Source organism: Frankia sp. CgJB1 (assembly GCF_977947065.1).
This window is the reverse complement of the sequence record NZ_CDWTNB010000010.1, coordinates 14266-37006: the sequence shown is the minus strand read 5'-3', so window position 1 is coordinate 37006 and position 22741 is coordinate 14266. Positions and strand designations below refer to the sequence as shown.

The 22741-nt window shown below is 70.1% G+C and carries 17 protein-coding genes and 1 pseudogene; 6 read left to right on the top strand and 12 right to left on the bottom strand.

The genetic code is table 11. The features are described 5' to 3' along the window. Nucleotides 1–109 precede the first annotated feature (109 nt). The 8 genes and pseudogenes from AC08OT_RS02535 to AC08OT_RS02500 all read right to left on the bottom strand — a co-directional run bounded on the left by AC08OT_RS02535 (nucleotide 110) and on the right by AC08OT_RS02500 (nucleotide 8380). Nucleotides 110–1120, bottom strand: coding sequence for a class I SAM-dependent methyltransferase (locus tag AC08OT_RS02535; protein WP_476593605.1), 1011 nt, complete (start codon nucleotides 1118–1120; stop codon nucleotides 110–112). A gap of 106 nt (nucleotides 1121–1226) precedes the next feature. After that, nucleotides 1227–2528 (bottom strand): annotated as a pseudogene (locus tag AC08OT_RS02530) (serine/threonine-protein kinase); the annotation flags it as partial. Nucleotides 2529–2697: 169 nt separating this feature from the next. Continuing rightward, nucleotides 2698–3858 carry a serine/threonine-protein kinase gene (locus AC08OT_RS02525; RefSeq protein ID WP_476602497.1) on the bottom strand — a complete coding sequence of 387 codons (1161 nt, stop codon included), beginning with the start codon at nucleotides 3856–3858 and terminating at the stop codon, nucleotides 2698–2700. Further along, complete coding sequence (locus AC08OT_RS02520; protein WP_476591876.1) at nucleotides 3807–4241, bottom strand: protein kinase; 435 nt, start codon at nucleotides 4239–4241, stop codon at nucleotides 3807–3809. Before AC08OT_RS02520 ends, AC08OT_RS02525 begins: the two co-directional genes overlap by 52 nt. Next, nucleotides 4235–5197 carry a TAXI family TRAP transporter solute-binding subunit gene (locus tag AC08OT_RS02515; RefSeq protein WP_476602495.1) on the bottom strand — a complete coding sequence of 321 codons (963 nt, stop codon included), beginning with the start codon at nucleotides 5195–5197 and terminating at the stop codon, nucleotides 4235–4237. Before AC08OT_RS02515 ends, AC08OT_RS02520 begins: the two co-directional genes overlap by 7 nt. 66 nt (nucleotides 5198–5263) lie before the next feature. Continuing rightward, nucleotides 5264–5473, bottom strand: a complete 210-nt coding sequence (locus AC08OT_RS02510; protein ID WP_476591874.1) for a hypothetical protein — start codon at nucleotides 5471–5473, stop codon at nucleotides 5264–5266. 208 nt (nucleotides 5474–5681) lie between these two features. After that, nucleotides 5682–7409 carry a hypothetical protein gene (locus AC08OT_RS02505; protein ID WP_476602494.1) on the bottom strand — a complete coding sequence of 576 codons (1728 nt, stop codon included), beginning with the start codon at nucleotides 7407–7409 and terminating at the stop codon, nucleotides 5682–5684. Nucleotides 7410–7879: 470 nt separating this feature from the next. Continuing rightward, entirely contained in the window at nucleotides 7880–8380 is a 501-nt protein-coding gene (locus AC08OT_RS02500) for a hypothetical protein (RefSeq protein ID WP_462188875.1), read from the bottom strand. 354 nt (nucleotides 8381–8734) lie between these two features. Here AC08OT_RS02500 and AC08OT_RS02495 point away from each other — a divergent pair, with 354 nt between their 5' ends. The 3 genes from AC08OT_RS02495 to AC08OT_RS02485 are packed head-to-tail and all read left to right on the top strand — an operon-like array spanning nucleotide 8735 to nucleotide 10096. After that, nucleotides 8735–9478 carry a thioesterase domain-containing protein gene (locus AC08OT_RS02495; RefSeq protein ID WP_476591878.1) on the top strand — a complete coding sequence of 248 codons (744 nt, stop codon included), beginning with the start codon at nucleotides 8735–8737 and terminating at the stop codon, nucleotides 9476–9478. Continuing rightward, the gene (locus AC08OT_RS02490; RefSeq protein WP_476591872.1) at nucleotides 9478–9810 is read left to right on the top strand and encodes a hypothetical protein; all 333 of its coding nucleotides are present in this window, start codon (nucleotides 9478–9480) and stop codon (nucleotides 9808–9810) included. Before AC08OT_RS02495 ends, AC08OT_RS02490 begins: the two co-directional genes overlap by 1 nt. Before the next feature lie 22 nt (nucleotides 9811–9832). Further along, the gene (locus tag AC08OT_RS02485; RefSeq protein ID WP_476591871.1) at nucleotides 9833–10096 is read left to right on the top strand and encodes a hypothetical protein; all 264 of its coding nucleotides are present in this window, start codon (nucleotides 9833–9835) and stop codon (nucleotides 10094–10096) included. A 43-nt stretch (nucleotides 10097–10139) separates the two neighbouring features. Here the strand turns inward: AC08OT_RS02485 and AC08OT_RS02480 are convergent, their stop codons facing one another. After that, the gene (locus AC08OT_RS02480; RefSeq protein WP_476591870.1) at nucleotides 10140–10901 is read right to left on the bottom strand and encodes an SDR family NAD(P)-dependent oxidoreductase; all 762 of its coding nucleotides are present in this window, start codon (nucleotides 10899–10901) and stop codon (nucleotides 10140–10142) included. 478 nt (nucleotides 10902–11379) lie between these two features. Here AC08OT_RS02480 and AC08OT_RS02475 point away from each other — a divergent pair, with 478 nt between their 5' ends. Next, nucleotides 11380–11805, top strand: coding sequence for a hypothetical protein (locus tag AC08OT_RS02475; RefSeq protein WP_476596767.1), 426 nt, complete (start codon nucleotides 11380–11382; stop codon nucleotides 11803–11805). A 21-nt stretch (nucleotides 11806–11826) separates the two neighbouring features. On the opposite strand, the gene AC08OT_RS02470 is transcribed toward AC08OT_RS02475, so the two are convergent. Both AC08OT_RS02470 and AC08OT_RS02465 read right to left on the bottom strand, forming a co-directional pair. Further along, entirely contained in the window at nucleotides 11827–11988 is a 162-nt protein-coding gene (locus tag AC08OT_RS02470; RefSeq protein ID WP_462188879.1) for an SDR family oxidoreductase, read from the bottom strand. Then, nucleotides 11985–15854, bottom strand: a complete 3870-nt coding sequence (locus tag AC08OT_RS02465; RefSeq protein WP_476591868.1) for a diguanylate cyclase domain-containing protein — start codon at nucleotides 15852–15854, stop codon at nucleotides 11985–11987. The genes AC08OT_RS02470 and AC08OT_RS02465 overlap by 4 nt, the downstream gene beginning before the upstream one ends. A gap of 1334 nt (nucleotides 15855–17188) precedes the next feature. Between AC08OT_RS02465 and AC08OT_RS02460 the strand changes: the two genes are divergently transcribed. Beyond that, entirely contained in the window at nucleotides 17189–18874 is a 1686-nt protein-coding gene (locus tag AC08OT_RS02460; protein ID WP_476591867.1) for an acyl-CoA dehydrogenase family protein, read from the top strand. A 1294-nt stretch (nucleotides 18875–20168) separates the two neighbouring features. Continuing rightward, the gene (locus AC08OT_RS02455; RefSeq protein ID WP_476602493.1) at nucleotides 20169–20903 is read left to right on the top strand and encodes a hypothetical protein; all 735 of its coding nucleotides are present in this window, start codon (nucleotides 20169–20171) and stop codon (nucleotides 20901–20903) included. A gap of 712 nt (nucleotides 20904–21615) precedes the next feature. On the opposite strand, the gene AC08OT_RS02450 is transcribed toward AC08OT_RS02455, so the two are convergent. Continuing rightward, complete coding sequence (locus tag AC08OT_RS02450) at nucleotides 21616–22605, bottom strand: hypothetical protein (protein ID WP_476591865.1); 990 nt, start codon at nucleotides 22603–22605, stop codon at nucleotides 21616–21618. Nucleotides 22606–22741: the final 136 nt, after the last annotated feature.

Here is a 22741-nt window from a genome sequence, read left to right as displayed (position 1 = left end):
TTGCCGCGTCGCCTGAACGTGACATCTCCGGGTGTGGAGTGAGCGTGATACACGGTCTGCCCCTAACGGCGAATCCGGGGCTCACCATAACGGGGGGGATCGGGCCGTCTCACCGCACCCTGGGGCGTTGTGTGCATAGTGTGTCAGCCCGTTGCCGCGTTGAGTCGGCGGCCTGGTGTGCGCCGCATTCGTACTGATCGGCGCCCGATGCCCCGGAAGGGAGCTGAGTTACGAAGATTGAGGTGGAGGGGACGTACCTGCCCCGGATCGGTCCCCACTGCCCCCAGGTCCGCTCCTGGCCGGGAGGCCATTCCGGTTCGATGACGTCGAGCAGGATCAGTCCCGCGGCGACGATCTCGCGGACCCGGTCGCCCATCGTGCGGTGCGTCTCGGTGTAGATCGCGGTGCCCTGCTCGTCGTGCTCGGTGTAAGCGCGTCGGTCGAAGTAGCTGTGGAAGACCCGCAGGCCGTTCTCGTCCGGGTCATCCGGCAGGCACCAGACGAACGGATGGGTCGTGGAGAACACCCAGCGGCCACCCGGCCGCAGCACCCGGGCGATTTCCCGCATCACGGTGCCACTGTCGGCGACGAACGGGACCGCGCCGAACGCCGAGCAGGCCACGTCCACGCTGGCGGCCGCGAACGGGAGCGCCGCGGCGTCCGCCTGGACGAGTGGCACGTTGATACCGGTGCGGATCCCGAGCGCGCGGGCCTGGTCCAGCTGACCGCCGGACAGGTCGAACCCTACCACCCGGGCGCCCTGCCCGCGCAGCCAGCGGGCGCACTGCGCGCCGCCGCAGCCGACTTCCAGGACCACCTTGCCGGCGACGTCGCCGAGCAACCCGATCTCGGACTCCCGCAGTCCCTCCGGGCACCAGCAGAAGTCGCTGTCGCCGAGGAACGCGCCGTGCTCCGACTGGTAGTCCGCCGCGGCATCGTCCCAGTAGAAGCGGCTCGCCCGGCGGGCCGTGCCCGGGTCGATGTCACGGTAGCCATAGGCTGGCAGCGGCGCGGAGCCGTCCTGATCGGCGTGGCTCGGGCTGGTGCGGTCGGTCGGGCCGGTGGTGTCGGTGCTGTCGATTGTGCCGGTGCTGCCGGCGATGTTGTCTGGACTTTTCACGGTGACCCATGCTGGCACCCGGGCCCGCGGCCACACCGCTCGAGATGGGCGTTAGGTCACGATCGGGGCCTGTTTACGAAGCGTGATGGGTGACGGCCGTGCCGATCACCGCGACCGCGTCGTCGATCATACTTGCCCGCAGCGCCGTGACGGGCGGGAAGAGCGTGCGGGTCGGGGTGCGGACCGGTATGGACCGCAGCTGGCCGGATTCGTCGGACACCGTGGTGACCACCTCGTGCCAGTGCGGGACGCCCCTGGGCACGCCGGCGTCGAACAGCTCGGTGGCCGTGGTGATGCCCAGGCTGCGTTCGCGGCGGCCGCCGGGGGCCGTGGGATCGACGAGAACACGCGACACCCGGTAGGAGGCGCCCTGCGTGGCCGACGGTTCCCATCGGAGCAGGACCGCGCCGTCCTGCTCCACCGCGGTGAGCTCCATCGGGGCGGCGGGATAGCCGGTCTGCGGCGCGTCGGGATCGACGTGCCCGCCGGACACCTGGCTGGGCACCTGGGTGGGCGCCGCTCCGGCGGTGGGCCCTGGATGCCAGGACAGCTCGTCAACGTGGGCCGCCCGACGCGGCGGATCGGCCTGGGCCGCCCGGGTGAGCAGCTCGCGCGCCCGGGCCGGGGTCATCCGCCGGCCGGGGTCCTTCTCCAACAGGCCGTCGAGCACCGCGGCCAGCTCGCCGGCCCGGTGCGCCGGGGCGGGCGGGTGCAGCAGGATGGCCGCGAGCATCGCGCCGAACGTGTCCCGCTCGAACGGCGGCCGGCCCTCGACGGCGAAGTACAGCGTGCCGCCCAGGCTGAACAGGTCCGCCTCGAAGGTGGCGGGCTGGTTGTTCAGCCGCTCCGGCGCCATGTAAAGGGGGGTCCCGAGGACACCGGTGACGGTGAGGGTCGGGTCGCCGTCGCCGGTGGCGATGCCGAAGTCGGTGAGCACGACCCGTCCGTCGGTCCCGATCAGGACGTTCGACGGCTTGACGTCACGGTGAACGATGCCATGCGCCCGTGCCGCGACGAGGGCGTCGAGCACCGCGGTCCCGATCCGGGCGACCTCGGCGACGGGCAGGGGCCCGTCGGACCGGACCACCTCGAACAGGGACCGAGACGGCACGAGCTCCATCACGATCCAGGGCAGGCCGTTCTCCAAGAGCACGTCGAGGATGGTGACGACATGCGGATGGCTGCGAAGCTTGGCCGCGTGGCGCGCCTCCCGCAGGGCGCGTTCGACCCGGTCCGCGCGTTCGGCCTCGGCGACTCCGCCGGCGAACTCGATCTCCTTGAGGGCTGCCTCGGTCTCCAGCACGGAATCGAAGGCACGCCACACCGTCCCCATCGCACCCGCACCCAGCCGCGCGACAAGTCGGTATCGGCCCGCCACCATACGGTTGCCTACCGGAACGGTAGCCACGACACCCCCTTGGCTTCCTCCATTGTCGCAGGACAGCTTCCCAGGTGGACGGAAATATCGAGACGCTGCCGGGCAGCCCGCTCGCCGGGAGCCCGTGGACCCGGGCACCCGCGTGACCCCGGGCCGGGGTCGGGTCGGGTGAGGCCGGGCTGGGCCGGGGGCGGGTCGGTCAGGACGGGTCGGGGCGTTCCGGCACGAGACGCTGGCCGGGGGCCGCGGCGCCGGGCGGGCGCAGGGTCGCCTCGGCGGTGTCCGTGCCGGCTTCCCCACCGGTGTTCGGGTGGGAGGCCGGGTGGGTCAGTTCCAGGAGCCGGTGTGACCCCCCCGGCTCGCCCGGCCCGCCCGGCCCGTCGGTTCCGGGCCGACCCCCCGGGGCCGGCCGGGACGGCGCCATGGCGCCCGCGAAGGCCGTGGCGACGATCAGGGCGCCGGCAACCGACAGCAGTACCCGATTCGGCTCGTCGACATCCAGGACGCGCGCGAGCAGCAGACCGGCCCCTGACCCGCTCACCGCCGCGGCCACGGTCGTCAGGACGCCGATCCGGCGGTCACTCAGGAAGGTCATTTGTCCGCAGATGAAGCCGATCATCGTGGCGGCCACCGGTCCAACGACGGCATGGCCGGTCCGCTCGGTCCCAGCGGCCCAGACCCCGGCTGCAGCGGCCAGACCGGTCAGGGTGAGCAGCGCGGTCAGGACCGATGACCGTGACGAGGACCGGAAAGGACGTGAAGGACGTGAAGGACGCGCGGGCCCGGCTGGGGGAAATGGCGGCGTCGGGACGGGTGGGGGTTTGGGGGGAGGGGTTGCCGGCGGGCCGGGATTCGGGGTCGGCCGGGTCTGCTCGCGGTTCGGTTCCGCGGCCGTGACCGGGGGGACGCCGTTGCTGGCGTCGGCCGTCTCCCCGGGGGAGAGCCGCTGGGTGAGCAGGCGGACGAGCTCGCCGGCGGAGGGCCGGTGCCCGGGGTTCTTTGTCAGGGCGCGGCGAACGGGACCGAGCAGCCGCTCGGGCACGCCGTCGAGCTCCGGTTCGGTCGAGCTGATGTGCAGTGCCACGATCTCCGGCGCCTCGCCGCGGAAGGGGCGTCGCCCAGTCGCGGCGAAGACCACGCAGCATCCCCAGGCGAAGACGTCCGCGGCCGATCCCGCCTGCTGGCCGTTGATCTGCTCGGGGGCCATCCAGGCCACGGTCCCGACGAGTTCGCCCGCCTGGGTGTCGCCGGTGTAATCGGCCGACCGGGCCACCCCGAAGTCGATGACCTTGGGACTGGCCCAGGACATCACGATGTTCGCCGGTTTGAGGTCGCGATGCACCACGCCGGCGGTGTGGATCGCCTCGAGGGCCGTGGCGAGACCGATCGCGAGCCCGTCCAGAGAGCGGCCCGTGAGCGGGCCGCTCTCTGGACGGCGGCGTGCAGGGTGGGGCCCGCCACGTATTCGGTCGCGAGCCAGGGCTTCGGCCCGTCCACCTCGGCCCTGATCACCCGGGCGACGGTATCGGCCTGCACGTCCCGGGCAGCCGAGACCTCGGAACGGAAGCGGGCACGGAACTCGGGGTCACTGGCATGCACCTCGTGCGGCACCTTTACCGCGACGGGTTGGTCGTCCGGCCCGAATCCCAGGTAAACAACGCCCATGCCGCCGGCGCCGATGCGATTGTGCAGGCGATAGGGCCCTATCACCCGCGGGTCGGTGTCGTTCAGTGGTCTTAGCACGGCTGGTCCTCGAGCGTCCCTGTCCCCGGCAGCACTGTCCCCGGCGGCGCTGCCTTTGGCGGCGCTGTCACGTCGCACCACAGCCCGGTGGGCGTCGGAATCTCTGAACGTAGTATTCCGTGGCGGCCCGATGCAACGGTATATAGCAGAAAAGCGGTCCTTTGTAGACGGACAGCGCGTCCGGGACCGTCCGTCCCCCGGGGTTGTCGCCCCACAGCGCCTCTGCGTAGTCCTGCGGATCCCGGAACAGTTCGGCGGTCGCCCGCCTGACCAGTACCGGATCGGCGTCCGCATGGGCGAGCAGGCCGTTGGGGATTGTGACGGTCCGGACCGGCGGGATCTCCCGGTAGTCGTCGGGCCCGAGGCTTCCGGTGCCGAAGACCGGCCCGGCGAAGAAGTGCCCGCGGGACCGGTAGAACTAGTCCCAGTCGGCGGTGATGCCGTCCTGGTAGCTTGGACAGGTCGAGCAGGCGCAGCCGGGCGCCACCGGCGATGGCGTTCTTGATCTGCCGGGTTCCGGCTCCGCCCGCCCAGACCACCGCGTTCACCTTCCCGGCGGACAGGCGGCGCAGGGCCTCGTCGATGGAGGATTCGTCCAGCTCGCCGCGGCAGTCCTCGGACAGGGCCACCCGCAGGAGCACCTCGCTGATCTGCCGGACCCCCGATCCCGGCCGGCCGGCGGCGATGGGTCGATGGCAGAGATCGGCGAAGCGGGTGATGTCGACGTCATCCGACCTGCTGGTGGGGCCGCGCACGATCACGTGCAGCAGGTCCTGATGGACGGGGCCGAGGGTGCGCAGACCCGCCACCGGGTGGCCACCGCGGTTCGGATCGAACTGGTTGACCCCCTCCGCCGCGTCGACCGTCGTGTTGAGCTGCGCGATCACCAACCCGCAGACGCGGCTGTCGGGTGATTCCAGGTCATAGATGTTCTCCGTGGAACCCGCTGTTTCCACGACGTCCACGTCGAAGTGTTCCGGGGCGGCTTGCAACCGGGTCCGCAGTACCCGGGCAAACTGATTCTAGGGTGACCCGACGTTGCCGGTGAAGATCTGTACCGAAGCACAGGCGGATCGGCCCGCCGGCGGCCAGGCGGCCGCCCTGGAACGATCGGACGTGGCAACGACCGAAGTGACGACGGCGACGGCGAGAACCACACCGATCACCACGGTGAGGCGTTGCCGTCGGGTCAGCCTTTCCGGCCGGGACCCGGCCGGTTGGTCCGTCGACACCGCGCATCCTCCGCTCTGGGATGTGGATCACTGACGACCATGGTCGCGGAATGCGGGAAATCGTAGAGGAATCGGCAGAGCAGGTTCACGGCCGGGATGCGGTGGTAAAGCGCCCGGCTGCCAGCTTCTCGGAAACTCTTCCGGGGTGCGATTCCCTGCGGGCCTTCGGGCTTGTCCGGTGGACGACACGGGGTCACCGGTGGCGAGGTCAACGTCCGGCTTCCCGGCCTGGGAGCCACAGGTCGACTCCGCCGACGCGGCGGGGAGCCACGCCGACGAGTTCGCGCAGCAGCGTGCGTAGCTCGGCGGTCCGTCGCGCCGGTCCCAGCACGACGGCGTCCGGGGCCAGCCGTTTGTAGGCCGCCCGGAGCCGCGGCGATCCCGACATGGCAGCGGCGGTCGTCGCGCCGTTGTCGATGTCGATGAGGGCGGACGTCAGCGCGTCCGGCGGGCTGTGCAACGCCGCCCGGCCGTCGGGCCCGGGGACGGTGCAGTAGTAGCCGGGGATGACGAACCGGAAGTTCGCCCTGGCTTGCCACAGCATGGCCTCGGCGTTCTGGGGATGGGGAAAGGGGACGACGAGTGCGGTGGCACCCTCCGGAATCAGGGTCACCCCGTCACCAGTGAAGAACGCGGGCGTCGTCATCGACGTGGTGAGCATCGGGGCGGGGACGAGTGCCACCGGGGCAGAGAGTGTCAGCACGCCGGCTCCCACCCGGACGGTCCTGGTCCGGGCCCGAGCGGGGATCCCCCGTCCGGGGTCCAGGTCGGCGGGCGCCGTCCGGTTCGACGGCAGCCGGTCGAGCCCGGTCGCCACCACGATGGCCGCGCACATCATCACGTATAACGCCAGGCGGGAGGGCAACGCGTTCCCGAGCACCGGCACGTGCTGAAGGGGCAGCCACGGGAGGGGAACGCCGGTGTCCCGGCCGTCGACATGCAGGTGACCGCCGAGGGAGAGCACGGCCATGACCACGCCGAGGGGAGCGAACACCCCGACCAGCGGAGGCCGGCGCGCACCACCCGTCGTGACGACGACCATGACGACCACGATGATCAGGACGATCAGTGGAGCGCCCAGATAACCGCTGACCTCGACCGCGTTTCCCGTGAAACCGAGGCTGTGGCGCAGCGCGTCGTCCGGGGCGACGGCCTGCATCGGCGTCGGCGTGACGAAGGTCAGCAGATCCGTCACGGCGATTCCATCGGGTTGGATCGAGCCGTGGATCCGCTGGGCACCCAGGAACTGGGTGCCCAGCGGCCAGGCGAGCGCGGCCGCGGCGACTCCGCCGGCCGTGGCGAGGCCGGTCAGGGCCGGTCGTAGCCGCGATCGGATCCGATCGCGATGATGTACGGCGAGGATCACAAGACCGAACGTGGCTGCCAGCGCGGATGTGGCGAGCAGCTCCTCGCCGATCAGCGCCTGGGCGGTGATCGCCAGACCGAGCAGGATGCCGGTGCGCCGCGGCCCCCGCCCGCGGACCACGAGATCGTCGAGGAGTAGCAGGAGAACCGGCGGGAACGGTGCGAAGGTCAGATGCAGATGACCGTAGGACGCGCCGATCATGTACGGTCCGAAGCCGTACAGCAGGTCGGCCAGCGCCGCCGGTCCCGGGCGTACCCATCGGCGCAGCACCCAGAACAGGGCGAATCCGCTGATCACGGGCGCCAGGGTCAGCAGCACCGTCAGCGTGGTCACGGGGCCGCCCAGCAGCGTGATTGGTGCGGCCAGCGCGCCCAGTAGGAGCACGGGTGTGCTCCACAGGACGTCGGCCCCGTCGGGGACGTTGATGTGGTGCGTCAGGAACGGGTTGAGCCCGTCGGCGAGCGCGTGCGGCGTCCAGCCGAGGAACCAGGCGAACAGCATGGCGTCGTTGCCGCCGTAGGAGACGTTCCCGAGATTCCCCCAGGCGGAGTGGAAGATGCAAACGGCCACCGCTAGGTATCCCACCGCGACCAACAGCGGCGGAGGAACCTGGATCCGCCAGGACCGGATCGCCGGCGCCGGGTGTGCACCGTGGCCGGGGGCATGATCGGTGCCGCGATCGGAGATACCTCCGGCGGTCCCTGCGGTTTCGGATTGCGTCACGACGGCCCCCCTCGTGTGCCCGTCGACCCCGATCCGCCCCCTGCGGACGGGATGTACGGGGCGTTCACGACCATAATCGCCCTGATTGCCTCCATGGCTACATAGCGTGACTATTTGGCGGTGTGGGGTAACGGTCTACCCGCGATACGACACGGGGAGAGATACCCACCGAGGGAGAGTTCCTCGGCCGGGTGCGGAAACCCTCGCCGGTTTCCCGGGCCGGCGGTCGCGGTCGTTCTCGAGGCGGCGGTCGTTCTCGAGGTTCCGGCGGTTCCCGGTGTTCGGCTGTCCGGGCCGTTCTGGTGCGGCGCGCGGTACTACCCGGCTGCCCGGTCCTGGCCGCGGGACGTGGCGCTCGGATCCGCCCATTCCGCCACCAACGCGGCGCAGCTGCGATAGCGCGCGACGGCGTAGTCGTCGGAGACGACGCCGTCGCGGTCAAGCACGGCGACGGGATAGCCACGCTCCGCGCGATAGCCCCGTTCACCGACGATGACCCGCCCCCCGAGCCGGACCACTCCGACGACGTACGGCAGGGAGGTCCAGCGGGGCGGGCGGGCGGCGGCCAGGATGCTCGGGTCCCGCCAGGCGTACAGGCCGCAGGCGCAGTGCTCGTCCGGGACCCGTTCGTGGCCCGCGCCGGGCTCGCCGGGCTCGACGTCCCGGTCCGGCCGGCGGGTGCGCAAGCAATGTGCCTCGGTCATGCCGTCGGCGCGCCAGAGCAGTAGCCCGGGTGGAAACGGCGACCACGGCGTCCAGGCAGGGCGTAGCTGGCCGTGCGCGTCCACCGCCCACTGCCGCCAGCCGAGCAGGCTCACCCGGGAACCGGTTCCAGGTCCGGTTCCGGCGCGGCCGGGACCGGGATGGTCAGCGGCTCGGAGTCGGGAAAGCTGATCGGCTCGTCTTCGACGATCCGTTCCGGTCTGCCCACATCACCCACACGTCTACGGTGAGCGCCCGACGCCGAGCCGTCAATGCCCGACGAGGACGGGTCACCCCATCGGGGAACCGGCCACCCCACCGGGGAGTGGGCCGACCGGCGGGACCAGGCTCACCGCCGTGGGCCTCGATCACGGGTTCCCGCGAACGCCCGGCCGGCGTATCGATGATCTTGACTGGTGGTGTTCAATGTGCTCTTCGCCTAGTCCTGTGGGGTGATGTCGTTGCCGGGCATGTCTGCGGCCGATCCGTATCAGGTGGCCGCGGCCCTGTTGTGGGCCCGCGTGCTCGGCCTCGAGACCGTCGGTCTGCATGACGACTTCACCGCCCTTGGCGGTGATGCGGCGACCGCGCAGGAGCTGGTGGCGACCCTGTGCGACGAGTTCGGGGTCCGGCTGCCGAGCTTCGTGGTCGTCCAGGCGCCGACGCCCGCCGCGTTCGCCGAGATGTGGGCCGCCCGGCAGAGCGAGTCCGTCGGGCATCCCACCGTGATGCCGCTGACGCCCGGCGGTTCCGGCACCCCGTTGTTCTGCTTCCCGGAGGCCGGTGGGCCGGCGATCGGTCTGCTCCCGTTCGCCCGGTACTTCGCGGGCGAACGGCGGGTCTACGGGATGCAGGCGCACGCCCTGGAACGGCGGGGCATCCCCGACTGGTCGGTGTCGGCCGCCGCCCGGCGGCACGTGGGGGAGATCCGTCTTCTCCAGCCGACGGGTCCCTACCTGCTGGCCGGGCACTCCTTCGGCGGACTGATCGCGTTCGAGGTCGCGCAGGTCCTCCGGAAGGCGGGCCACGAGGTCGGCCTGCTGGCGTTGATCGACACCTACCTGCCGGGTACCTCGCGGCTGACCCGATCCGGGGCGATCGTGCCGACCAGTCAGTTGGAGGGAGCGCATCCGGACTCCCCGGCGTCGCCCGACGCCGGTCGGGGGATCGGCCCACTCGCCGCCGACGACGGGCCTACGCTGACCCCGCGGTGATGGTCGACCGCCTGCGGCAGCTCGTCGAGCTGCCGCTTGCCGGCGTGGTCCGCTTCCGGGGGATGCACCAGTACGACGTCTTCTACAACCAGGGGCGCATCCTGACGATGACCTACCGCCCCCGCACCTACGATGGCCGGACGGCGGTCTGGCTCGCCGACGACCACGACGAGATCGAGGCCTGGCGGGGCGTCCTGACCGGACCCGCCGCGATCCGCCGGATCGGCGGGGACCACCGCGGCGTCCTGCGGGAACCGCTGGTCGCCGGGGTGCTGGCTGAACTGCGCCACGAGCTGGCGACGGTGCCCGGCATCGACGGCCGCCGGGTCTGATCTCCTGGGGGTCGCCGGGTCGATGGCGTTCCGCCGTTCCTGCCCCGTACCCGACGGGCGCCGCGGGGAGGTGTTCGACGAGGCGTTCGCGGCGTTGCGGCGGCGCTATCCGCAGGTCATCCCGGAGCGGTTACTTCCGGCCGGGCGGGACGTGGCGCGCTCGTTGATCGCCGAGTATCTCGCCGCCGGGATGAGCAAGTTCGTCTTTCATCCGGTCACGACGCCCGGCGGATGGCCGGATTTCTTCGACGCCTTCGCCGCCGAAATCATGCCGCTCGAGACCTGATTTGCGGGTGTTTCCGGCGAGCCGGACAATATGGACGGAGGGCTCAGGTGATGGTGAAACCGCCATCAACGGCGAGGGTCTGCCCCGTGACGAAACTGCCGGCGTCGGAGGCCAGGAAGAGAAGCGCCGCAGTCAGTTCCTCCGGTTCACCGATGCGTCCGCGGAGAATCCTCGCCGACTGGGTCTCGAGGTACTCGGGCTGGTACTGGTCGGTCATCTCAGAGCGGAAGAAACCCGGCGCCAGCGCATTCACCCGGATGCCGCGCCGGCCGGTCCATTGCTGGGCCAGATCGCGGGTGAGGCCGACGAGGGCGGCCTTGCTCGCCGTGTAGGCCGCCTGCGGCAGGCCGGCGGTCGTCAGGCCGAGGACGCTGGAGATGTTGACGATGCTGCTGCCGGGTCGCATGACCCGCGCCGCCGCCTGCGCCATCCAATAGCAGCCGCCCAGGTTGACGTCGATGACGGAGCGGAACTGCTGCGGGGTCTCCTTGAGCGCGGGGACGGCGGTGCCGATCCCGGCGTTGTTGACCAGGATGTCGACCCGGCCGAAGGTCTCCATCGCGGCGGCGACGAGGTGTTCGCAGGAGGCGGGGTCGGCGACGTCGGTGGCGACCGGCAGGGCGCGGCGGCCCTCCTTCTCTACGAGCTCGGCGGTGGTGGTGAGCCGGTCGGTCCGGCGGGCGCCCAGGGCCACGTCCGCGCCGGCCTCGGCCAGGCCCCGGGCGAAGTCCACCCCGAGACCGGAGGACGCCCCGGTGACGACGGCGACCCGGCCGTCCACCCGGAACCGGTCCAATATGGACATAGCATGCTCCTTTACGATAAAGAGACGCGCGCCTAATCATGGATCCCATCCCGGGCCGGCAAGTGATCCGGGCTTCCCGCGCCGCTATCCTTGCAGGTCCGGGGCCCAGGTGCCGACAAATCACCTCCCGTACGCGGATGCGTTCGGCGCGCTGTGCATCTGGCGGATGGTCCGTCCCGAGAGCATGTGCGTGCGTCGAATACGGCGAGACCCTTCCCCTTTCCGGTGGGCGCGGTCACAATCGACCGGTACGACCGGGCGGGCGACGACCAACATTGATCCGGCAACATCGGCATTATCCGGCAGCCGGCCATACCAGGCTGCCGACAAACGCGTTCCGGAACATGTGATCTGTGGGTCGAGTGGGTACTGGCGATGTGTCGGTAACTTCGACATCACCGGCTGTGAAGCGCGACAATCCCGCGCACGTCGACAGGGCGACCGAGGGCCTCGGGAGAAAGGAAACGCGGGAGGAAGCGTGGAACGGGCAGAGCGTACCGAAGTGGACTCGCGGGTCCGGATGGAGCGTCATCTCGTCGTCGGTCTTCGTATCGGAGACTTGTCGGATATGGCCGATGTCCTGCTGGCCGCTGACCTTGCCGCGAAGCTCGACGCGTACCTCGTGCTCATCGCGGCCCCGGATCGATGGTCGAGCTGGGCACGGTGGACCGCGGGAATGCACTGCGCGTTTGGCGTGGAGACCGTGATGAACGCTGCCCGCATCGCCGAGGAGGAAGCCCGGGAAGATCTCAACCGGCGTCTCGGAACCCTGCTTGATCTAGTCGGCGTGACCTGGACCATGCGGTGGGCCACCGGCTCCTACCGACGAGCCGTGGCCCGCCACGCCCGACAGCACCCCGAGGCGCTGGTTATTTACCGGCTGGCGGGGGGCGGTGCCCGATAACCGGTGCCCGGTGGCACATGGTCACCGCCCACCGGTCACGTCGAGTATTGCTCCGGTGACGTAGGAAGCCTCGGGTGAGCAGAGCCATCGCACCGCGCCGGCGACCTCCTCAGCATGGATCCGCCCTGCTCTGCCGGCTGACGTCGCCCAGCGTCCCAGGCTGGCGGAGGCTGCGGGGGTCATCGCGCCGCGGGGGAGATGGAACGTCGGGCCCGGGCGCTCGTCTTCGCCTCGTACATGTCCGCATCGGCATGCCGGACCACGCTCTCGGGACTGTGCGAGCCGGCGCCCTCGACGGCCTGCGAGGACGCCAGGCCGATCGTCGCTCTGACCACAAGGGTGTTGCCGGCCACGGTGAGGGGCGCCTCGATGAACTCGCGCACCCGCTGCTCGGTCTGACGCATCGTCAGGGAGTCGGCCCCGGGCAGCACAATGACGAACTCGTCACCGCCGAGTCGGAACGCCTGCCCGGCACGTGCTTCCGGCCAGATCGTCTCGGGGCCGATCAGCGCGGGACCGATCGTCTCGACCGGTCCCGCGCTGGCCGCCGACGGGCCCGGGGCGAGGACGTCGGCCAACCGAGTGGCGACCGTGCACAGCACATCGTCGCCCACCTGGTGACCGAACGTGTCGTTGATCGGTTTGAAGTCATCCAGATCGATGAGCAGAACCGCGAACGGAGTCTGCTCCCGAGCCAGTTGATCGAGGAATTCGGTAAGCGCCGCCCTGTTCGGCAGGCCGGTCAACGGGTCGTGGGTGGCACGTTTCCGTAGCTGCTCCTGCAACTGACGACGTTCGCTGATCTCGTGGCAGGTAAGCAGGACACCACCGTCGAAGCGGCCCGGCCCGGACGCGGGCCGCCAGGCGCCGGCCTCGATGTCGAACCAGCGATGGCCGCCGTTGACCGTCCGCATGCGGACGTCCAGAAGGGACCCCGGTCCACCACACTGCCGGTCCGCGAGGAAGGCCCGCGTCGCCGCCTGGTCCTCGGGATGGACCAGGTCGATGAGCGGCAGCCCGATCATGGCCTCGACCGGGTAGCCGAGCAGGCTCTCGACCGCCGAGCTGATGAAGGTCGGCCGGCCCGCACGGTCCAGGTTGACGATGATGTCGTGCGACTCGTGCACCAGGGTCTGCAGCCGCGCCCGGTCGCGCCGGACCGCCTGCTCTCCCCGGAAGATCATTTTTGTCAGGCCTGAGAACGTGACGGCCACGATGCCGAGCAGCAGCAGATCGCCGACGGCATGGTTGTCTCGCGGGTCGTGCGGCAGTGGGCCGTCCTGTTGCAGGATGAGGTACCCCCATGTGGGATGGCCGGGGATCGCGGCGGCAACGGCGACGTGACCGCCGCCGTTGCGTACCGTCACCCGCCGGCTCTGGCCTGGCCTGATTGACCGCAGCTCCGTGCCGTCAGTCATGGCGATCCCGACCGCGGACGGATCGTCGGACAGGGCGATGCGCCCGGTCTTGTCGACGATGACGATCCGGGTGCCCTCTCCGGTGCCGCTCGTCCCGGTGCCCCCGCCGCCAAAGATGCGGACCATCTCGGCTCCCGGCATCCCGGCTCCCGGCCTACCCATGACCAGGAACGCGGCGCTGCGTCCGCCCCGCACGATCGGCACGATGCTGTACGCCCGAACCCGATCGCCCAGGTGGAAAACAGGGATGTTGATTCCGCTGGTGCGGGCGAGAGCCCAGATCTGGTCCCGCGGGGGGAACGGGATCGTTGCGCCGGCGGGTTGGACCGCCGTCGGCCTGCCGTCGAGATCGACCAGTGCCAGAACGGTGTCGGGGCCCGCGAACGCCGACCGGGAGACCGAGGCCAGCACCCGCTGGTCGACGGCGGGTTCGGTCAGCGACCAGGGAAGCCTGGAGATCGGGTCGATCAGGCCCACGGGTTGGCCCAGGTCCGCGACATACTCGGCCAGACGGAGGACGAGGGAGTGAGCCTCGGCGATGTGCTGGGCCTCGTCTCGCCGCCGGTTGGCATCTTCGATCTCCAGAGTGACCGCCGTGGCGGCCAGGATGACGGTCCCCAGCACGAGCAGTGGGATGGCTCGCCCCAGCTGCTCGCGCACGGTTGTCCGCCAGCGTCGAGGAAACAGCAGATGCCCGGTCCGGCCCGCGGGTGACGATCCGGATGCGCCTGGGGATCTGGACGGGCCTGGGGATCTGGGTAAGGCTGGGAAGGACATCGAGCGCGGTCGGATGACCGGGGATCGCGGCGTGATCTCGTCAGTGGCGAGGAGCACGGGCGCGGACGGTGCGGGCGCTTCGAGCGTGGCGGTCTCGGCCGGCGTGCACTGGACGGCGGTGGGCCTGGTTACCGCGGGCTCCACCGTGGTGGTCTCGGCCGCCAGGGGGTCCGCCATGGCATATCGTCCCGGACCAGCCTGCTTGGCCTTATACATGGCCTCGTCGGCGGCGCGCAGCAGCCGCCCGGAATGGCTGGGCCGGCTGACGGCCAGCGCTACTCCGATGCTTGCGGCGACGCAGACTTCGTAGCCGTCGACGAGAATCGGTTCCCGTACCGCGTGGATGACCCGACCGGCCATGGTGCGAGCGGCGATTTCGTTCGCGCGCCGCAGCAGGATCCCGAACTCGTCGCCGCCGAACCTCCCGGCGACATCGTCGGGGCCCAGCACTGTTCGGATCCGTCCACCGATGACCTGCAGCACCCGGTCGCCGGCCGCGTGGCCGAAGGTGTCGTTGACCGGCTTGAAGCTGTCGAGGTCGATGAACAGGACCGCGACGCCCGCAGCCGCGGCGAGGGCATCCTCGAGCTGCTCCTCGAAGGCGGTCCGGTTACACAGCCCGGTGAGTACGTCATGGCGCGCCTGATAGCCGAGCTGGTCCAACAGCTGCTTCCGTTTACCGACCGCATGGCAGGTGATCAGCACCTCGCCGGATCCGTCCCGGGTGGACAGGCGGCGGGTCGCGACGTCGAACCACCGGGGTGTGCCGTTCGCCGCCGTCATCCGAATGTTGAGCAGGGACCCGGCAGCGGGGTTTTCGATCAATCGTACGAGCCGGTGCGCGTCGTCCGGGTGCACCAGATCCGCGACCCTGCGCCCGAGCCAGGCCTCCCGGGAATGGCCGAGTAACGGGACGATCGCGGGGCTGATGAACGTGAGCCGTCCGGTGAGGTCGGTTGTCAGCACGATGTCATGGGCCGCCGCGAACAACGCGCACAGCCCGGCCCGGGAACGCCGAGCCGCCGCCTCCCGCAGCAGGCCGACGAAGATGATGCTTAGGACCGACGTCAGCGTGAAGGCCAGCAACGTCAGATTCCGTTGGTTCCGTCGGGCCCGGAGGTCGGCGTTCAGCGAGTCCGTGGCCTGCCGGAAGTAGGTCAGGTACCCCGTCGTCGGCTGCACCGCCGTGATGTTTGTGATCCTCTTGCCGTTCTCGGTTGTCTCCCAGATCCGCGCACCGCCACGCTGGGCTTGGGAGCGGGAGAGATCGGCGGTCGAGAGGACCTGCCGACCCAGCATGCCCGGCTCGGTGGAGGCGATTGGTACCCCGTCCGGGCCGACCGTCGACATGCTGCCCCGGCCGACCCCGAGCAGGGCCGCGATCCCGTTGGTGAACTGGAGGTTGGACTCCTCGGTGGACACGGAGACCAGGACGGCCCAGGACCGCGGACGGCCGACGGGAACCACCGTTGCTCTGACGCGGCCATCGTGGAGGGCGAAGACGGGGGACACGGCGGGAACCCCGGACCAGGCAGCGGACCAGGCCTGCCCCAGGTTGGTGGGGACTATGGAGTTCCCCCGTGGATAGGAGGCCGTGGTATGGCCCGCGGTGTCGAGTAGCGCAACCACCCGGATGACATCGCCGGAGTGGGCGATCTGGAGCTGCGGGAGCAGGGCTTCGTTCCCCAGGGGGTCACCGGGCTGGAAGGGCGTCCGATCGGTCGCGGACTGCATAGCCGCCGGGTTGTTGACGATCGCCGCCCACTGCGCGAGCCGCTCGACCAGCTGGGAACGTTCGTTGAGGCGGTCTATCTTCTCCCGGCTCAGCAGATCGGAGCCCGTCCAGATTGCCATGGTACCGAGGACCGCAACCGTGAGTAGTCCGACGATCAGTGGGTGGATGAATCGCCGCCGGAGTCGCGATCCGGCCCGGGCCGCTGAGGTTCTGATTGCGGCCGTGACTCGTCCGGGCGCTTGCCGCCCACCGATTCGGCCACCTCTGATCATCTATATGCCCCGTCCGACAACCGTGCCCGGACTCGACGGATCTTACCGTGAGTGAAGACTTTCTGTTTTCCGTGCCGTCGAATCATCCCGGTAGTGGGTGAGCATACGAGTATCTGTGCCACGAGTTTCACCGGCCGCTGCCCGTGACAGAACTCCACCGCTTGCGCCGACACGGACCGGCGTATTGGGCTGGGTGACCCGGCGCGTCCGTGGGATGGAGGAGATTGCCGAACGAAGATGATTCGACTACTAGAAGTGTCGTTCCGAATACTTTAAGGCTTGGATGGTCAGTCGGCAGGCGACATCAACTCGACTATGGGTTACTATATATAACGCTAGGTGCCGTCGGTCGGGGTTGGGGAGCTGTGATGTTGGTACCTTCCGCGACCGGTCCCCGCATGCTTCTCGTTCCCTTCGGCATTATTCAATACTCTCCGTAACACCTGGCCGGTCTAGCCCGATCGAGTATCGCGGAAGATGATCATCTGGTCACCGCGTGCGTTGCTCGAGCCGGCGGAGCTTCGCGGCGGCGGGACCGCCGGGTGAATTAGGAGCGCGTGACCGCCCCTGCCCGCTTCGCCGGCTCCTCGTCGAGGCGTCGGACAGGGCGCGGGGCGGCTTGGTCGAGCGGTGCGTCGGCTGCTTCCGATCCGCTCCGCCGGTGCCTGGCTTAACGGGAAACGGCATTCTCGCCCGGACGGCGGCCCGGAGATTCACCGCGCCTCTGGTGGGCCGGAGCATGCGGATTTCTTCGCCTGGGCGTGGCTACCGGTCGATTACCCGGTTCTCGATCCGGCCCGGTGCCCGGACATCAGGGCGCGACGACATCGTCCCGGCGTTGGATACCGAATGTGTAAACACCTTTGGGCGCAATAGCCGGACGCCGGCTGGGAACAGCCCACCTGTTCAGGGCACCCGGCATGGATCGTTTCTGGTCCGCCGTGGGATTTCGTCGCGGGAGCGGATCTTCTTCGGTACAGCCGTGATCCGCACGGCCCCACCGAGCACACGGCCCGTGGATCCGGCGAGAGCGCGCGATGCGACTGGTCCGACGCGGCCAGGAGTGGCACGCTTCACACCAGTGCCGACGGGTCCCGCTCGAACGCGGCCCGCTCGAACGCGGCCCGGTCGATGTGCGGCACTGTCGAGGCCGATGTGCGGCCCGGCCGAGAGGAGGGCCGGTGATCTCGCCGACCACCGTCAACCGGACAACGGCGGTTCCCGGGACGTGTTCGTCCCGGACCCATGAGGTGACCAACCAGCCTCCGCCCCTCGTGGGGCACGATGCGGCGGCCGATCCGGCGCTACTGGCGGCCCTCGCGCGGGAGGGGGCCGGCTGGCATGCGGACGATCTGCATCGACTCGGTCGGTTGGCCGGCACCGAGGAGGCCGCCCGCCAGGCCGACGAGGCGAACAGGTTCCCGCCGCAACTGCGTACTCATGATCGTTATGGGTTTCGCGTCGACGAGGTGGACTTCCATCCCTCCTGGCACGCCCTGATGGAGGTCGCGGTACGGGAGGGCCTGGCCGGGGCGCCGTGGGCCGACCCGCGTCCCGGCTCCCATGTCGCCCGCGCCGCGGACATCCTGGTCTGGGGCACCGTCGAGCAGGGCCATCTGTGCCCGGTGTCGATGACCTACGCCGTGGTGCCGGCGCTGCGCGCCGCCCCGGAGCTCGCCGCCCGCTACGAACCGTTGCTGACCAGCCGCGTCTACGATCCGGGTTTGCGCCCACCCGAGGGCAAGGCCGGCCTGCTGGCGGGCATGGGCATGACGGAGAAGCAGGGTGGCTCGGACGTCCGTGCTAACACGACGACGGCGACGCCGGCGGGCGACGGGACCTATCGGCTGCGGGGGCACAAGTGGTTCACCAGCGCCCCGATGAACGACGTCTTCCTGGTCCTGGCCCAGGCCCCCGGTGGCCTGTCCTGCTTCTGGGTGCCACGGGTGCTTCCGGACGGCGCCCGCAACACCTTTCGCATCGCGCGGCTGAAGGACAAGCTCGGTAACCGTAGTAACGCCAGCGGCGAGCCGGAGTTCGACGACACGGTCGGTTGGCTGGTCGGCGAGGAGGGCGCAGGGGTCCGGGCCATCATCGAGATGGTGGCGATGACCCGGCTCGACGCCAGCCTCGGCTCGGCGGCGGGGATGCGTGCGGCCGTCATGGCGGCCGCCCACCACGTACGTCACCGACGCGCGTTCGGGAGACTACTCATCGATGCTCCGCTGATACGCAATGTGCTCGCCGATCTCGCCCTGGAGTCCGAGGCCGCGACGACCCTGGTGCTTCGGGTGGCGGGCGCGGTTGACCGGGCGGCCCGTGGCGATCGTCAGGAACGAGCGTTCAGACGGTTGGCGATCGCCGTCGCGAAGTACTGGGTGTGCAAGCGTTCCCCGGCACTGGCCGCCGAGGCGCTCGAATGCCTGGGAGGTAACGGCTACGTGGAGGAGTCCGGGATGCCGAGGCTCTACCGCGAGGCGCCACTGAACGGTATCTGGGAGGGCTCGGGCAACGTCAACGCGCTCGACGTGCTGCGCGCGGTCACCCGGGAACCGGCCAGCCTCGCCGCCTTCGCCATGGAGATCGACGCGGCACGTGGCACGGACCGCAGGCTGGACGCGGCCTGGGCCCGGTTGCGCGGTGTCCTCGACCGGTCCGAGGACGCGGAGTTCGCCGCCCGGCGCATCGTTGAGCGACTTGCCGTCGTCCTGCAGGGCTCCTTGCTGGTGCGCTACGCCCCGGGCGCCGTGGCCGACGCGTTCTGCGCCACGAGAGTCGCCGGTGAGGGGGGACTGGCCTTCGGCACCCTGCCTGATGCTGCTGATGTGCCAAACATTCTCGGCAGAATTCCACCGATGGGCGCCTGAGATGATTCGCTCGGTGTTTCCTGACCTTGGCGGATAGGTACTAGAAACTCTCCGTAATCAACGCTGCGCCATCAGGTGGGGGATGTGCCCCTAGGGTGGAGGCTGACTGCGCCCTGGAGGGTTCCATGGTGTTCTTCTGCTTGGCTGTTGCCGGGCTGATATTGATCGCGGGCGTGCTCGGCCTGGTGCGGGGACGCGCGGAATGGGCGTGGATCCCCAACCGCCGTACGGCAGGCGCGGTTGCCGGCGCGGGATCCGCGGCGCTCGTCGCTTTCGGGCTGCTCGCCTCCCGAGGAGTCGGGGTCGGCGACGGCAACGATCTGGACCTGCCCGCGAGTCAGGCTGTCCTGCCCGCACCGACTCTCCCATCACCGTCCACGCCAGCATCACCACTTTCAGTGCGATCCGCGACGTCTGCCGAGCCCGGGTCCACGTTGCCCGCGGACACCGACGCGGATCGGGACCCGGAGGCGGACAGGGCCGCACATCGTCCGGCGCCGTCCGATGACCGCGGCGGACCCCGGCAGTCGCGTCCTCCCGCCTGGGACACCTGGCCGCCGTGGGCGTCGCCCGCGGGCGGCCGGTCGTCGGGGACGTTGCAGGTAGGGACGTTGCAGGTAGGGACGTTGCCGCCGACGCCGCCGACGCCGTCTGGGACGCCCTCGCCGCCGACGCCGTCTGGGACGTCACCGCCGAGAACCCGGCCGACGGGAACCCCGCCGCCGGCGCATGGTCGGCCCGACACCCGCCCAGACGACCGGGAAACCGGCGGGGACGACCGGGAAACCGTCGGCGGTCGCGGAACCGCCGGTCAGAAGCCTGACGGGCGCGACCATGCCGGGTCCGACCGAGGAGCCAGCACGGCCCCGACACCACGCGACGGCGGTCGCCCCTCACCCGGATCATCTGGATCGAGTGGTGCGGGCCGCGGCGCGGGGGCGTCGCGGCAACCGAGGGAACCGGGGGATCGGTCCGTCTCCAGGCCGGCGGCCGGACCGTCGGCGGCCGGGACGGGGTCGCCGTCCGCTCCGCCGCGCACGAACGAGGGCTCGCCTAGGGCGACCGGACAGCTGGCCGGCACGGCGGCCGGTTCATTGGGCCCGTCGTAGCAGAGCAGTCCCTCGATGCGGAGCAGCCTGTCACCTCGGGCGGCTGATCGTTCTCGCTCGAGGCCGTCGGTTGCCGCACTTTTCCGGGTACGCGGAGGGCGACACGACGTTCTGGTATTCGTCTCGTTACTTTCGGCGAGTTACGGTTCGGGTTCTCGTGCTGATGCTGCGACCTGGGGGCCCCGATGTCGGCGGTTGCGATGATCATCGCTTTGCTTGCGGTGATGGTGATGCTGATTGGTGTCGCAGGCATCCTGCGTGGGCGGGTCGGCTGGGCCGGAATTCTGGACCGGCGGCGAAGCGGCGCGGTCGCGGCGGCTGGATTCACGGTCGCGGTCATCGCCTTCGGGCTCGCCGCGCCCGGCGGGCCCACCCCGGGCGACGTGCTGATCCAGGCCGATCGACCGTCGTCCGATCGGCTCGTCCGGGCCAGGGCTGATGACGATCGGGACGACGACCGGTGGGCGGGCCGCCGCGAGCAGAGCCGATCGTCCTTCCCGGCCCGGTCTACCTACCCCGACCCCGTCCACCCCGTTCCCGGAATCCCGGAAACGGACGGAGCACGGACGTTGCCACGCCTTGTCGCCCCTTCGAGCGATCCAGATTCCGCCGGGGGCCCGCCCTCCTCCGCCAGGCTCGGCCATCCCGCCAGGCCGGCCGGAGCCGCTGATCCGGCCCACCCGGCCTATCCCGACTATCCCGACTATCCCGGGGATCCGACCGCACCTTTCGTCGAATCATGGCCCCGGTCTTCGCCCGCGCACCCGCCGTCGGCCGACGGCGGGTGGCGGGTGTCATCGGTTCCACCCACCGCATCGGATCGGACGGATGCCTTCGGACCCGATCCGGAGGACAGGAGACTGCACCCTTCGGTGCCCGGCCGGCGGACTGCTCCCCGCGCCCGTGAGCTGGTCGACTGATCCCGGACCACCCGCGCAGGCCGGTCCGACCGGGGGCGGCAGGGCGGACGGCCGGGGCGACGACTGCGGCCCGGCGGCAGGTCCCGAACCGATTGTGGTGATTCCCGACCTGTTCGGCTCCAAGCAACAGGCTGACGCCGCGATGTGCGCGGATCCCTGAGCGGGCCCAGCGTTTCAGCCCGTCGGCGTGGACCCGGCGCGGCTGGCCGCGACCAAGGCGATGACCGTGGGGGCGAGCCGAAGCACTTTCGTCTCCACCGGCCCGGTTCTCATTGTCGCCCACCCGATAATGTACCGCCGTGCCTATTTCTTATCCCGTTCTCGCTCAGGCGACACCGCCGCCGCTGCCGATCGCCTCGAACACTGCCCTACAGAAATCCGTAAACCTCAACCCGTCGAATGAACTGCATTATTCCAACATCTTGTCGCCGTTGGTCGTTCTGATTATGGTTGTTGCTGGCCTGCTGCTGCATGGACTCCGCGCCGGTGTGCGTCCCTGGGCTCGACGCCGCGCCCTCACGGCCGGCGCCCTCACGGCCGGCGCCCTCACGGCCGGCGCCCTCACGGCCGGCGCCCTCACGGCCGGCGGTATTGTGGCCAGGGCTGGCATGGCTGATCGGGCGCCGTGCGCCGGTGTCCCGGTGGAAGGCTCCGGCGCAGGGGGCGCGCCGGCGGATGACGTCGTGACCGCCCCCGGACGTCAACGACGCGATCAGAGTGGGGACCATTCCTGGGCCTGGATGACGAGTCCGGACCAGTCCGCGCCCTGGCTGCGGGCGCGTTCGGCGAGAAAGAGGATTCCGTTCGACAGCCAACTGCTCGGCCGCACGGCGGATGCGGCGAGCGCTCTGGTCGCGAGGATCTCGGCCTTGTCCAGCTCGCGTGCGTGCATCGCCGCGGATGCCTGGTAAAGGCAGACGGCGGCGAGAGCACCGGACGCCCGGGAACGGTTGAACAGTTCGGCTGCCTCGCTCAGCCGCTCATTTCCCTCGTCCAATGCGCCGGCGACGACGAGTGCCGCACCGCCGAATGTCGGCAGATACCCAGGATGGATACCGTCCAGGCTGTAGCCCACCGCACCTGCCGGGAGCTTTGCCGCGACCGATCCCGCTGAGCGCAGCACGGCAACGATATCGTCGGTAGGCAGGTGGCACGCGGCCATGATGTGCGCCTCGGTGGTCATCGCCAGGATCGCGGTGTGCGCGTGTGGTGCCGTGGCCTGGGCCGCCCGCGCCAGTGCCAACCCGTCGCGGGTGCTCTGGAAGGAATAAGCGGCGAGTTCAGCCAACACGACTCCGGCGTGGGCGGCAGTCGTCGCGTCTCTTACATGTTTCGCGAGGACGAGCGCCGCCCGCGCCGAGACTGTGGCCGGCCTGGCCATGCCGTTGTCACCCTGCGCCACGGAGGTCATGAGAAGAATCCGGCCATGCGCTCGTATCCAGTCCCGGCGCAGGGCTGGGCCCAACCGCCATCGGCCGATCGTCTGCGCATGGTGCTCCAGCGTCGCGAGGCGCTCGACCAGGTCGGCCGGTGCGGTGGTCTCCCAGCGGCGGGCGAGGGTCTCCAGACCGGTCTCGACCTGGTGTAGCGCCGCGCGGCTGTCCACCGCCGTGGATGTCATGCCGACCGCCTCGGCGGGCCCGAGGACGCCGAGTAGCGCGCTCGTGGTAATGATCGTTCGGCGGTCCGTCGAGGCGTCCATATGGTACTCCTGACGATCGCGACCTGGCGGACCGGGCACATGTCCGGCGTATGCGCACGCGCAACCATTGCTGTTCTCCGCCCGAGGGTCTCGACACAGTAAGGTCACGATAACCGGGTACGGGGTGCTATGGATT

What these genes read in the sequence shown, in the direction of transcription:
- AC08OT_RS02455 (WP_476602493.1), top strand. Translation starts at nt 20,169, where the DNA reads ATGTCGGCGGTTGCGATGATCATCGCTTTGCTTGCGGTGATGGTGATG.
- AC08OT_RS02470 (WP_462188879.1), bottom strand. Translation starts at nt 11,988, where the DNA reads ATGACCCCCGCAGCCTCCGCCAGCCTGGGACGCTGGGCGACGTCAGCC.
- AC08OT_RS02495 (WP_476591878.1), top strand. Translation starts at nt 8,735, where the DNA reads ATGTCTGCGGCCGATCCGTATCAGGTGGCCGCGGCCCTGTTGTGGGCC.
- AC08OT_RS02485 (WP_476591871.1), top strand. Translation starts at nt 9,833, where the DNA reads ATGGCGTTCCGCCGTTCCTGCCCCGTACCCGACGGGCGCCGCGGGGAG.
- AC08OT_RS02490 (WP_476591872.1), top strand. Translation starts at nt 9,478, where the DNA reads ATGGTCGACCGCCTGCGGCAGCTCGTCGAGCTGCCGCTTGCCGGCGTG.
- AC08OT_RS02480 (WP_476591870.1), bottom strand. Translation starts at nt 10,901, where the DNA reads ATGTCCATATTGGACCGGTTCCGGGTGGACGGCCGGGTCGCCGTCGTC.
- AC08OT_RS02465 (WP_476591868.1), bottom strand. Translation starts at nt 15,854, where the DNA reads ATGGCAATCTGGACGGGCTCCGATCTGCTGAGCCGGGAGAAGATAGAC.
- AC08OT_RS02450 (WP_476591865.1), bottom strand. Translation starts at nt 22,605, where the DNA reads ATGGACGCCTCGACGGACCGCCGAACGATCATTACCACGAGCGCGCTA.